5 protein-coding genes are annotated in these 14,502 nt (G+C 39.4%); 4 read left to right on the top strand and 1 reads right to left on the bottom strand.

Features of this window, described 5'->3' with window-relative positions; genetic code table 11:
• The first annotated feature begins 5 nt into the window (after positions 1 to 5).
• The 3 genes from ACSBFT_RS19580 to ACSBFT_RS19570 all read left to right on the top strand — a co-directional run bounded on the left by ACSBFT_RS19580 (position 6) and on the right by ACSBFT_RS19570 (position 13,045).
• On the top strand, positions 6 to 5,279 hold the full coding sequence (locus ACSBFT_RS19580) for a BspA family leucine-rich repeat surface protein (protein WP_489602106.1): 5,274 nt from the start codon (positions 6 to 8) through the stop codon (positions 5,277 to 5,279).
• 204 nt (positions 5,280 to 5,483) lie between these two features.
• A complete protein-coding gene (locus ACSBFT_RS19575; protein ID WP_463047151.1) occupies positions 5,484 to 5,807 on the top strand; it encodes a LytR/AlgR family response regulator transcription factor in 324 nt (107 codons plus the stop codon).
• Positions 5,804 to 13,045, top strand: coding sequence for a choice-of-anchor Q domain-containing protein (locus tag ACSBFT_RS19570; protein WP_489602105.1), 7,242 nt, complete (start codon positions 5,804 to 5,806; stop codon positions 13,043 to 13,045). Before ACSBFT_RS19575 ends, ACSBFT_RS19570 begins: the two co-directional genes overlap by 4 nt.
• Positions 13,046 to 13,126: 81 nt before the next feature.
• Here ACSBFT_RS19570 and yaaA read toward each other — a convergent pair whose 3' ends face one another.
• Positions 13,127 to 13,885, bottom strand: a complete 759-nt coding sequence (yaaA, locus tag ACSBFT_RS19565) for a peroxide stress protein YaaA (RefSeq protein WP_489602104.1) — start codon at positions 13,883 to 13,885, stop codon at positions 13,127 to 13,129.
• A 271-nt stretch (positions 13,886 to 14,156) separates the two neighbouring features.
• Between yaaA and ACSBFT_RS19560 the strand changes: the two genes are divergently transcribed.
• Positions 14,157 to 14,450, top strand: coding sequence for a hypothetical protein (locus ACSBFT_RS19560; RefSeq protein ID WP_489602103.1), 294 nt, complete (start codon positions 14,157 to 14,159; stop codon positions 14,448 to 14,450).
• Positions 14,451 to 14,502 lie beyond the last annotated feature (52 nt).

Raw genomic sequence — 14,502 nt, 5'->3', positions numbered from 1 at the left:
CCTGAATGAAAAACTACTTACAAGAAAAGACTGTCCAAACGCATTTATTTATAAAATGGATTATTTCACTTTGTGCATTTTTCATATCTATAGCCTATGTAAATGCTCATGAATCGGATCATAGAATCATTGGAAATGTACCGCCAGTAGAAGATACATTATTTATCACTCGTTGGGACTTATCCAAAGAAGTTATAGACAACCGTATAAATTTCAACATTAGAAAAAGTGGTCCCGTAAATTACACTTGGCAAGAAGTAACATCGGGTACAGGACTTTCCGGTTCTGGAACCGTTTCTGATAACATTTCTGCAGTCTCTATTAGAGACTTACCAGCTGGAGCCATCATAGATGTCAGTATCCATCCTGCTAATTTAAAACAATTTGATGTCCTTAATTTAGGTTACGACCGATTCAAAATAATAGACGTAAAGCAATGGGGTACAGCTGTTTGGACATCTATGAATTCTTCTTTTTATGGTTGTTCTAACCTTAACATAAGTGCCACTGATGTGCCTGACTTATCTGGTGTTACTGATATGAGCAGGATGTTCGCAGGCTGCTCTTCTTTGAATTCTCCTACAAATATTGGATTATGGAATGTAGCTAATGTAACCGACATGAGTGTGCTGTTTAGCAGTGCTAGTGTTTTTAATCAAAACATTGGCACATGGAATGTGGGCAATGTAACCGATATGAGTAATATGTTTAGCTCTGATACTACGTTCAACCAAAATATCGGCTCATGGAATGTGGCAAAGGTTACCGATATGAGGAGGATGTTTGATGAAGCGAGTGCCTTTAATCAAAACATCAGTTCATGGATTGTAACGAACGTAAACGATATGAATTCAATGTTTTACAAAGCCAATGCATTTAATCAGAATATTGGTTCTTGGAATGTGGGCAACGTAACCGAAATGAGTTATATGTTTTACCAAGCCAGTGCATTCAATCAAAACATTGGTTCTTGGAATGTTGCCAATGTAACTAATATGCGTTCAATGTTTTTCCTAGCCAGTGCTTTCAATCAAAACATTGGTTCTTGGAATGTTGCCAATGTAACCGATATGTATAATATGTTTAGTCAAGCCAACCTTTTCAATCAAAGTTTGACAAGCTGGGCTCCAAAGTTTAATGTGGCAGTAAACTTGGAAGGTTTTTTAAGCAATTGTGGAATGAATATAGCCAATTACGAAGAAACTCTTCTTGGCTTCAAAACATTTGCCCCTCCAAATAGAACAATGGGTGTCTATGGTTTGAAGTATTGTGTTGCCTTCGCTGAAAGAGACACGCTTGTGATGCCAATAGCTGAAGGGGGCAGAGGATGGACCATCACAGGTGATAAAAAACACTGCCCCACCTCCACCAGTCTATCCTCAGATCTTAATCCATCATTCTATTCCGACAGTGTAACTTTTTCGGCTACCGTTACTCCAAATATTGCAACGGGTTCCGTTGCTTTTTTAGACGGAACCACTAATATTATTGGTTGGGGTACTATTAGCAATGGAGTCGCTACGTATTCTATAGACATATTGACTGTTGACACCCATTCCATTACAGCCGTTTACCACGGCGATGCTATCTATACTGCCAGTACGAGTGCTCCGGTTTCACAGGTGGTAAATAAAATTAATACGACCACCGTTGTTAGCTCAGATGATAACCCTTCATTAGTGGGCAATAGTGTGACTTTTACCGCTACTATCTCCCCCGATAATATTATGTATGAGGGTTTAGCTTCTTTTACAATTGATGATGTAATTGTTCATGAAGGGATGTTGGGCTACGGGACTTATCGATATACAACCTCCACCTTATCGGCTGGACCACATACTATTTCAGCAAAATATTTAGGTAACGATTATTATGTTTCCAGTACCTCAAGTGAGATTATTCAGGTAGTAAATAAAGTAACCACTACCACTACTCTAAGCTCAAACCTAAACCCTTCTTTGATAGAAGATGATGTAACTTTTACAGCCAGCATTTCTCCAAATAACGCTACAGGAACAGTTACTTTTAAAGATGGCTCTGTAATACTTGGTACAAGAAACGTGAGTGCTGGTAAAGCGACTTTCCTAACCTACTCATTATCCGGCACTACGCACTCCATTACAGCAAGCTATAATGGAGATAATAAAAATGCCACAAGTTCCAGTTCCCCTATACAACAGGTCGTAAATAAGTATGAAACCACCACTTATGTTAGTTCCAATCTAAACCCCTCCATAGTAGGCGACAACGTAACTTTTACTGCAACCGTTTCTCCCTATATTGCCACAGGGGCAGTGACGTTTAAAAATGGCACAGAGATACTCGGTGCCGGAACACTAAACGGGAGCGGAATAGCAACGTTCTCTACCTCCACATTGACAGTTGCAACACATTCCATAACCGCCGTTTATGATGGCGATGCCTCTACTTTAGGAAGTACAAGTACGCAAGTTTCACAGGTAGTCAATAACATTAATACCAGATTCATCACTCGCTGGAATTTGGCAGAAGCTGGATCTGGTGCAACTCAATTGAACTTTGAAGTTAGTTCTTATGGGGAGGTAAAATATTCCTGGGAATCAGTTCCTGCAGGAACAAGTGGTTCAGGGACATTTACTGGTTTCAACAGTTATACCGTTACAATTAGTGATTTACCAGCGGGAGCAACTATAGACCTAAAAATTGACCCTACAAATTTTAATAAAATTGTTCTCAAAAATCGGATTGATAAAAATAGATTAATAGACATCAAGCACTGGGGTACCACACACTGGATATCAATGTCTGATGCTTTTGAAGGTTGTGAAAACTTAAATATATCTGCCACCGATGTACCTGATTTATCAGCAGTTGGTTCTATGTCACGTATGTTTAAAAATTGTACAACTTTAAACTCTCCTTTAAATATAGGAACATGGAATGTGGAGAACGTTAGCAACTTTAGTTTTATGTTTTATGAAGCCAGTGCATTCAACCAAAATATTGGTGGCTGGAATGTGGCAAAGGCAACAAGTATGAGCGTAATGTTTTACGGAGCCAGTGTGTTCGATCAAGACATAAGCTTATGGAATGTGGAAAAAGTTTCCATTATGAATTTTATGTTTTTGGGAGCCAGTGCATTTAATCAAAATTTGGCAAATTGGGGTTCCAAATTTAATTCAAGCGTCTCTTTAAATGGTTTTTTAGATAATTCCGGTATGGATATAGCCAACTATGATGCTACGCTTATTGGCTTCAATACAGACGGACCTACTGGATTAACAATGGGGGCTACCAGTTTAAAGTATTGTGCAGCGACATCAGACAGAGCAAATTTAGTATTAGGCACATCAAGCGGAGGTAAAGGATGGACCATCTCTGGAGATACTCAATTTTGTAGTACTACCACCAATCTCGCATCAAGTATTAATCCTTCAGAAGCAGGTGAATTGGTCACTTTCGCTGCTACAGTTTTGCCCAATACTGCAACCGGAACCGTTACTTTTAAAAACGGTACAGAAATTTTGGGAACTGGTATATTAAACGCAGGCGAAACGACGTTTTCAACCATAGAATTATCTGTAGCAACTCATCAAGTAACAGCTTTCTATAATGGCGACGGCAATTTCACAAGCAGCACATCAAGTATAGTTTTGCAGGAAGTCAATAAAGTAGTTACTACCACTGTTATCTCTTCGAATTTAAACGCTTCAAAGGAAGGAGATAACGTAACTTTCACCGCTACAGTTTCGCCCAATACCGCCACAGGAACAGTTACATTTAAAGATGGAACAGAAATACTTGGTGCCCAAACAATGAGTACTGGCGAAGCCACGTATTCCACCACAACATTGTCTTTAGGGACTCACGCAATCACAGCAACTTATGCTGGTGATGGTGCCAATGAACCGAGTACAAGTACTGCAGTTTCACAGTTCGTTTATGATATTGATGCCCAATTCATAACCCGTTGGGATTTATCAAAATCAGGCTCAGCAGATATTACGGGAGAGGCACAATTAAGCATGGGTGTTCTTACCTCAGGCATAGTTAACTATACATGGGTATCCGTGCCAGCAGGTACAAGTGGCTCAGGTGTATTTTCTGGAACTACCGCTACTATTACAGGTTTACCATCTGAGGCAACTATAGATCTAAGCATTAACCCTACTAACTTTCAACGCATTAACATGAATTATGGATTAGATAGAAGCAGGTTGATTGACGTAAAACAATGGGGTACAACTGCCTGGACTTCCATGGCAACTGCTTTTAACGGATGCTACAATCTAAATATAACTGCCAACGACTCCCCTACCTTGACAAGCGTTTTTGATATGACAAGCATGTTTTCATCTTGCACAAACTTAAATGGTCCAAGCAACATAGGTTCATGGGATGTGTCAAAAGTAACTTCTATGAAAGCCATGTTTCAAGCAGCTACGGCCTTTAATCAGGTCACTAGCCTTTGGAATGTATCAAACGTGACCGACATGAGCTATATGTTTCAAGAAGCAAGTTCTTTTGACCAAGACTTAAGCCTTTGGGATGTATCGAACGTGACCGATATGAGTTATATGTTCAATTTTGAAAGTGTACTGTTTTTTCCTTACCCTATTGCATTTAATCAAAGCTTGGGGGCATGGGGAACAAAACTAAATGCCAATGTAAACCTAGAAAGCTTCTTGAATTATTGTGCAATGAGTTCTGAAAACTATGATGCCACCCTCAGAGGTTTCAATGCAGGTTCAGCCATAGGAAGAACATTAGGTGCAACTGACCTTAAATATTGTTCATCAACGGCCGAAAGAGACCATTTAATAAACAATAAAAACTGGACAATTTCGGGAGATATATACTCAGCTTCATGTTTTAGAATTATTAGTCCTACCATATCTACCATTTGTCCAGGAGCATCCATATCACTCACCGCATCAGGCTGTACCGGTATTTACACTTGGTCTGGAGGTACTACATCCCAAACAGGAAGTACAGCCAATTTCACACCTATAACCTCTACCATCTATACTGTTCAATGTTCCACAGGTGGAAGTGCAACAGTGGAAATTAATGTAGCAACTTCAGACCTAACTGTTGCAAATGATTTTAAAGTTGGCGTTCATAAGAAAAAGACGACCAACAGCATACTATCCAATAGAAAAATTGGCGATCCAACAAGTATTACAGCAACCGATGTGATTTTTGAATCAGGTGGTTCTGTCCTGTTGAACCCTGGATTTGAGACCTTTTCTAATAGTATTTTTAAGGCGACAATTGTGCAATGTCCCAATCTTGATTAAGCTTTCTGCATTTCATTTTTTAAAAGTAAATGAAAGAGAATCAATAGATTTAACTCATTTATACCTTGTCATAATTCCTTCACTAATTTTTATTTCATCACAAGCCCCGCTTGTTTCATCACAACTCCACGGCGTTTCAGCCCTTTTTTTTTAGTCTATGCAATATCTGGATTAAGTTACTTATCAAATAGAAACTTTATAGCCATGAATGCACCTAAAATTTTAGAACAGATTGCTAATGAAGGTTCCATCCTTTTCATAAAAGCCGACCAAAATTATTCCGTATTCCATCTTGAAAACGGAATAAAACACACCTCTGGGTATACACTAAAATTTTATGCAGATTTTTTGGACTTGTCACAGTATCTGAGACCCAATCGCTCCATACTCATTCATAAAAGATTTGTAAAAGAAATCAAAGAAAAGCCGAATGCTAGTTATATCAAACTACGAAACGGTAAGCATATACTTATCAGTAGAAGAAGACTAAAAGCTATTCAAGAACAATTTGAAAACTCAGTCGCATGAAAAATCTTAACCATAATAAAAATGCAGGAAAACTGGTTTTACTTATTTTCCTATTCACAATCAGTTATTCATCGTTTGCCACCATCAGGTATGTAGCTTCAGATGGTACAGGAATAGGCACCTCTTGGGCAGATGCCTCAGGCGATTTGCAGGCTATGATAGATGCTTCCGCTGCGGGAGATAGTGTGTGGGTGAAAGGCGGAATTTATAAGCCAAATGCCTATCCCACAGGAAGTAGTGGTGGGACTACGGACCGTGACTTTACTTTCACCATGAAAAATCAGGTAAAAGTATTTGGCAGTTTTGCCGGAACAGAACTCAGCCTAAAACAGAGAGCAAAGAATGTAATGCAGCTCAATCAATCTGTACTGAGTGGAGATATTGGTACACCTGATGATATGAGTGATAATGTCTATCATGTAATTATTTCCGTATCGGACGATGCCAATACATGGTTAGATGGATTTATTATTACAAAAGGGCAAAACTTCTATGGCCATAGCATAAACCTTGAAGGAGAGTCAATTAACAGTTATGATGGGCCTGCATTAAACAGCACAAAATCAAGTTTACAAATTAAAAATTGCAGTATTATTTCAAATAATTCCGCTAAACAGGGATATGGAGGAGTTTTTATAGGTTATGGTTATCCACAAATAGACCATTGCATATTCTCAAATAATAAAGGGGGGAATGGAGCTGGTGTCTCTGTTAAATACAATTCTGGTTTTGTTATTTCAAATTGCGTTTTTTTCCAGAATGATGGTGGAAATGGTGGAGCAATTTGGAGTGTAAACTCTTCAAACGGCACAATTTATAATTCAGTGTTTACAGAAAACAACGCTAGTACTGGTAGCGTTTATGGCAGCCAGTATGGAAGTTGTAGTCTGACGAATTGTACCATTTATAATAATACAACTAGTTCTGGTGGACCCTTTTATGCGTATGGTGGTTCAACCAGCATAGCTAATTCTATACTGTGGTCTAACCCTGGAGGAATAAATGCCACTGCCACGTATTCAATGATTGAAGGAGGTTTTGCTGGTACAGGAAACTCAGGTTCCAATCCTTTATTTGTAGATTCCGCTAATGCGATAGGATCAGACGGCATTTGGGCTACATCAGACGATGGTTTGGCTGTTAGCCTATGTAGTCCGGCGGTAGACAGTGCAAACAGCAACTTAAATACACAACTTACTGATATTATAGGCTTCAACAGAACATTCAATAGTCTCACAGACATGGGTGCTTATGAGATTGGGGTTGGCTCTAATGCTCCTTTAACAAATTTAGAAACGCTGGAGTTGTATAGTTCCCAAGGCCTGAGTAATTCATGGACGGGCCCAAATAGTTTCACAGCAAGTATTCAAAATCCGACAATTAGTAATCTCTCAACCGCTAATTCGGGTACCTATACTGTAACTATCACAGGGAGTACATGTAGCACAACAGCTTCCATTGAAGTAACTATAGTTGACCCACCCGCAAACCCTACTATAACAAGCCCTACAACACATATCGCCTGTGCACCAGATTCAATAGCTGTATATGGGAGTTGTGGTCTAGGTCAAATTATCTGGTATGATAACACAAGATTAGACAGCGTAATTATAATGAACGCAGGTGTTCATCAAGTTTTTGCAGTTTGTCAAATTGGCGATTATTTTTCAATCCCGAGTGATACTGTCGAAGTAACAATTCATCAAATCGTTTATGCAAACATTACAACTATTCCCGAGGAACTCGTAGTCTGCCAGCCTGCCTCTCTTGTCTTAAAGGCAAATTGTTCAACAGGAAACACCATTTGGTCTGATAATTCTAATTTGGATAGCCTAGTTTTCAGTTCTGTAGGCACCTATGACGTGTACGCCTCCTGTATGGCAAATGGCTGTACTTCAGACACCTCTTCTCATGTCTCATTACAAATTAAAGCACTACCATCAAAGCCTCTAATTCTAGCCTCCACCAGTACGTACGCCTGTGCCCCGGATTCCGTAGTTTTGAGTACTTCCTGCTTATCCGGTGATATACATTGGTCTGATCTATCAACCACAGATTCTATAATTCTCAAAAATATAGATGTCTATACTTTTTCTACCAAATGCGACTTGAATGGATGTATCAATGAATCCGATGAATTTACTTTTGAAATAAAAGAAAGTCCACAGGCTCCGGTTATAGGTAATCATTCAACCCAAAGTGTATGTACTCCAGATACCCTATTTTTTAGCTCGGCTTGCTTTGGCGGCGGAAATGTATTGTGGTTTAATTATGAAGCAGTAGACACATTGGTTTTAAAAACACCTGGTACTTATATCCCCACTGCTGTATGCGATAATGGTTTTTGTAACTCAGACACCATATCATGGGCTTATCTATATAGCATAACCCAAACACCGGTAAGCCCTACCTTAGAAGTTAGCAATACCACCATCTGTGACCCAGATTCCATCATTATTAAAGCAAGTTGCCCTATTGGGAACCCCCTTTGGTCTGACAACACGCTTAGAGATTCGATTGTAGTCAAAGGTTTTGGCACCTACTCCTACAGTGTAGTTTGTAAATCAAGTGATTGTTATTCAGACACCACTTTTGTACCGTTGCTCGAAATAAAAAGCAAGCCACAAATTACTATTACCAGCAATTCTCCGATATGCGAAGGACAAACATTAAACCTGACTGCAAGTTCTGCTCTAGCTGAGTTTTATTCTTGGACCGGACCGGTCAGTAGTTTAGACTCTTTTTTAGTTGTTCAGAATGCCGTTTTAGCCAATTCAGGCAAATATTTTATCAATGTGCAAGGTACAAATGGCTGTAATAGTACCGACAGTACAGAACTAGCAGTAAACCCGAATGTAAGAATATACGTCAACTCCAGTGCCACTGGAAATAATGATGGAAGCAGCTGGGCAGATGCTTATACCAGTTTACAATCAGCCCTTGACTATCCATGCTTTTCTGAAACCTGGGTAGCCGGCGGCACCTATTATCCTAGTAAGACGGTGAACGGCTACACAAGCGGAAACCCAAGAGCCTTTACGTTTAAACTGCGGAACGGCAAAAAAATCTACGGAGGCTTTGCCGGAACGGAAACAGATTTAAGTCAAAGAACAAAGGCTGTTATTAGGGCCAATCCTAGTATTTTGAGTGGAGATTTAGGACTTAAAAATGATATTTCTGATAATGCTTTTAATGTGGTCCTTATTAGCAATGGTACTTCAGAAGACCTTCTAGATGGCTTTACAATCTCAGGAGGAAATGGTGATGTTTTTGGTTCTCACTATGTCAATGGAAGGCCTCTGTATTATAATAACGGTAGCGGAATAAATATAGATTCGTCATCCACTACCATTGCCAATTGCATCATCAAAGATAATACCTCTTCTAATAATGGTGGAGGTGTTTATATCACCAATCACTCAGATATTAAATTTATAGACTGCGTGATAGACTCCAATGCTTCCCAGACATATGGTGGAGGCATTTTGGCAATAGTTGGTTCAAAAATCACAATGGATCGGTCTGTCATTTCTAATAATACATCTCAGTTTGCAGGTGGTATAATGAGTAGCGAAGGTGCCGTCATTCTGCGAAATAGCATTATTTATAAAAATACAGCCTCCTGGTATTCGGGCGGACTTCGAATTACATCAGGTATTACAAACGAATCGCTTATTGAAAACTGTTCTTTTGTGAAAAACATATCGTCATACGGAGGAAGTGGAATGGAAATCCAGCAATCAGATTCTGTGCGAATAGTAAATACCATCTTTGAGCAAAATATTAAATCTGCCAATAATAATAGCTTTGCAGAAGATATACTATTTGACAATAGTGGGTATCGCTTATTCATAGAAAACTCCTTACTTCAGCATGAAATTTCAGAAGGTAAGTATCCCGAAAATGGGACAATCTCCGGCTTTCAGTTTACAGATACCTTCTTTAAACAAAATCCACTTTTCAATAATATTGATAGCCCCGCTGGTATTGACGGAATTCTAGGCTCTGTTGATGATGGTTTGATTCCTAAAAATTGTAGCCCAGCCGTTAATACGGGCACAAACACCATATCAACAAATATTGATTTTAAAAATGAAAACCGCACTGAGCAGAGCCAGACAGACATGGGTGCGTATGAAACCAATCATACTCCACTGCCCATTAGTGTGAGCCTCACTTCTAATTACAGCGGGCCTATTTGTAATGGCACTGAATTAACCTTTAAGGCTGTAGGCCAAAATATAAGCGAAGGCGTAAATTATGCTTTCCTTATCAATGGTGTAGGCGTTCAATATGGTTCCGTTGACTTAGTAATAGACCAACTAAATGATACAGACTCTATACGCGTTTACATGACTTATGGTATATGTGAAGCTATGTCAAACCAAATAAAAGTAACCGTCAATCCTGTTCCTGTAAATTATGCCTCAAATGAAGTTAATATTTGCCAGGGACAAACCTTGATTTTTTCGGCAAATGGAGGTGATTCTTATGTATGGACAGGTCCCAACAGTTTCGCAGCAAACTACGCAGGCGATAGTACTTTCACAATTAACAATGCTGGACCAGAGCTTTCTGGAACCTACTATGTTTCCATTTCAAATGCCCACTGTACCATCAATGATTCTGTAGTGGTGACGATACTCAATCCTACAGTAACTTTAAGTTCTGATGCTGTAGGTCAAATTTGCCCTGGCACTGCGGTGACTTTTCAGGCATCCATATCTGGCAATTTATATCCATCTCCAAATACGATTTTCACTGTAAATGGCGTAGCAAAGCAAAGTGGCCTTAACCAGACTTTCAGCACAAGCACACTCAATGATGGCGACGTAGTAAGCGTGACTGTAAGCGACGCCTGCGTCATCTACTCCAACCAAATAACCATGGATGTGGCAGATTTTTCAGGAGTTACTTTTACGCCATTAGTATCTTTTTGCGGCGGAGACACCCTGAGATTGTCATCTTCCGGTGGAGACTCCTATGCGTGGTCAGGTCCGCAGAGTTTTAGTTCCTTAGAACAAAATCCTAAAATTGCCAATGCCACGGCGGCGGCGTCCGGGTCTTATTCGGTAACAATCAGCATAGGCGAATGTACCATAGAAAGAATTACGGTGGTTTCAGTTTCAGCATTCCCCTATAAAAGCAAAATATATGTAGACGCTAGTGCCACTGGAAACAACGACGGCAGCAGCTGGACAAATGCCTTCCACGATTTTCAATCTGCCTTAGATTATGGCTGTTTCGATACTATTTGGGTAGCCGGGGGTACTTATTTACCCAGCAAAGACCCATCAGGAAATGCTAGTCCAACAGATAATCGAGATAAAAGCTTTTTCTTGCCTTCCAATAAAGTGATTATAGGAAGTTTTGCCGGAACTGAGACGGCATTGACCCAAAGAGACTCCACCACCAGAGCCCATAACCCAACAATATTAAGTGGCGATTTGGGTGTTTTAAACAATGTTTCTGATAATACTTACCATGTCGCCATGGTGGCTATTGAGAGCAATCAGTCCGTTTTCGATGGTTTTACTATTCAGGATGGAAACGCAAATGGTACAGGACAATTGACATTGGGCTCAATTCAAGCCAAAAGAAGTTATGGAGGTGGGCTTATGTCTGCAGTAACAGCGACCCAGATGAGAAATATTACATTTAGAAATAATAAAGCCAAGTATGGTGCGGGAATGTATAATCAAAACGGATTTCAAACGATTATAGATTGCATTTTTACAAACAATATTGCCGATAGTACTGGTGGTGGTTTGTTTAATGTTGGTTCAAACCCAATGATTAAAAATGCTGAATTCATTCAAAATTCCGCAGCAGCTTTTGGTGGAGGTGGAATGGCCAATGCCAGTTCTTCGCCTTCCCTAGATAAGTGCTTATTTAAACTTAATTCTGGAAAGCAAGGTGGAGGTATTGGAAATTCTATAGGATCCAGTCCAATTGTCAAAAACAGTTTTTTTATTCAAAACGCAGCTTCCTATGCTGGTGGCGGCTTTGGTACCGATGGGACATCTGGAGGAGCAGCTCCTCTTCCTAAAGTTATCAATTGCGTCTTTGCAAATAATACGGCTCAACTAGGTGCTGGTATTGCAAATAATTATGCCTTCCCTACAATTACCAATACCACTTTTTATGGCAATGCCGCTTCCCAGTTTGGTGGAGGAGTATTTAATGCCACTAGTTCTAATTCAACAATTCTAAATAGTGTTTTCTATGGCAATTCCGCTAATTTCGGCGGTGCTGATAATATGAATTACGGGGGCTCGGCAAATATTACTTATACTTCTACGCAAGCTTCTATATCAGGAACAGGAAATATTTCAGGTCAAAACCCAACCTTTGTTAATGCAGCCCTTCCCCAAGGAGCAGATGGAATATACTGGACGGCAGATGATGGATTTGGGCTTCTATCAGGTTCGCCTGTTATTAATATAGGCACTTCTACGGGTGCTCAAAACACAGACATATTAGGTCAAGTAAGGCCTGCTTCTGGAACCTCGGTAGATTTGGGAGCGTATGAATTTGGCTCAATAAGCTTGCCTACCGATGTTAGTGCCAGTGTCACCGTTTTATGTGAAGGTCAATCATTAATTTTAACTGCCGACTGTAGTACAGGAGCAGTCAATTGGTATGATGTGAGCACGGATGGTACTTCCATTGGAAGTGGCTCCAGTTTAAACTTAAACCCGGTAAGCACAAAAACATACTATGCCACATGTTATTTAGGTGGCCTTGAAAGTCCAAGAGTTGCCACTCAGGAAGTAGTGGTGAACCCAATTCCATCACCGCCATCAATAAGTGCGAATCCAATGAATATCAACAATGGTGAAAATACTACTTTAACAGCTACCGGATGTTCAGGAACAATAACATGGTCACCAGGTGATTTGACAGGCATTTCTGTAACTATTGCTTTGAGCAATACCACTTCTTTCACTGCTACCTGTACAGAGGCAAATTGTTCAAGTAACATTTCTAATTCGGTGGAAGTTACTGTAACAAGTTTGCCATGCTTATCTCTGTTAGATTTAATTAGCTCTGATGATGATTTCTCCACGGGTACCAAAAATAAAACAGCCTCAAGTTTATCTGGAAGAATAAATGCAAGCAATAAAATTACTGGAGTGGGAAAAGCGACTTATGGAGCCAAAACCATTGTGCTTTTACCAGGATTTCTTGCAGATAAGGAAACCGTATTTTTAGCCGAAATAGGCGGATGTAACTAATTCTACAATGCCACAAAAAGTCTTCTAGAAGGCATTTTGTGGCATAATAACTCCGCTCTTTTCATTAATAAGAGCGGAAACTTACCTTACAAAAACCAATTCCTCTTTTGAAGAGGCGTTTACATCAAACTCGTAATTGCCATAGTTAAACGTTTTAAGGTCTTCGGCTTTCTCAATATTCTTATCTAGTACATAACGCACCATCATGCCTCTTGCTTTCTTAGCATGAAAGCTCACTACCTTGAGGTTGCCTTTGATATAGTCTTTAAAAACAGGTGTAATTACTGGCGACTTAAGTAGTTCGGGCTTAACCGCACCAAAATATTCATTACTCGCCAAATTTATAAATGGCTCTCCATCCTCCAATTCTTCATTGATAGAATCTGTTATTTTCTTATCCCAAAACTTATACAAGGACGGCTTACTGCCCACCTTTAGTTTGGTGCCCATTTCTAATCGGTAAGGCTGGATTAAATCCAAAGGCTTTAAAAGTCCGTAAAGACCAGAAAGAATTCTAAGCTTATCTTCCATCTGATCTATCTGCTCTTCATTTAAGGTATAGGCATCTAAACCCAAATAAACATCTCCTTTGAAAGCAAAAACAGCCTGACGAGCATTCTCTAAGGTATAGTATTCTGTTCTTGTTAAATTCCTTTCTCTATTGAGCTCTGCCAAAGCCTTTGAAATATCCATAAGGTCAGAGAGCTTTTTAGCCGATTTTGTTCTTAAGGCCGCATTCAACTTTTCGGTTTCTTTTAGAAACCTAGGAGTGCCAAATTTTTCTGTTGGCAATGGGCTTTCATAATCTAATGTCTTGGCAGGAGAAATAACTAACTTCATTTTTACTTTTCTTAATTACTTATCAAAACGCTAATCTACTTGAATCAGTTTCTCATCGGAAGAGAATGCTCAAATTTTCAGCACTTTGACCGCCCTATTACTAAAACATTGTCCGAAATCGGACACAAAAGCAAGAATACATACACCAGAAAATACTGGTTAGCAATTATTTAAAAAAATTGGCATAACCTTGGCTTTAAAGCAAGTGTAAGACTTAGAGTGCTTTCTACCGTATGGAAAACCCTGTTTAAAACTTAAAATTTGATTCAAAATGGCACATATCGCAATTCCCATTCCTCCGGGCAATGGAAAACAAGAAGTTGAAATTGAGGTGACTATCAATGGTCAAAAACAAGAATTACACTACCGAGTAGAGCTCTTTTATTGGGAAGATTGTTCTGTACCTACTGTTCACAGGGCTGAGTGTATTAGTGAACTCTTAAAAGGCTATGACCAAGAATGGGCCCTCTATTTTATTGGCTCGCCTACGGAAGAATTTGTGCCCATTACTTTTGTTAAAAGAGAAGATTTAGCAAAACAAAAAGCCTTACTGCAACCTATTTGACCTAAACCTCATCTCACAGCAAATAAAGAAGTTCTTATGAACGCCATCTATT

It is taken from the genome of Arcticibacterium sp. SM2516, from assembly GCF_057914865.1.
This window is presented reverse-complemented; position numbering and strand designations above follow the sequence as displayed.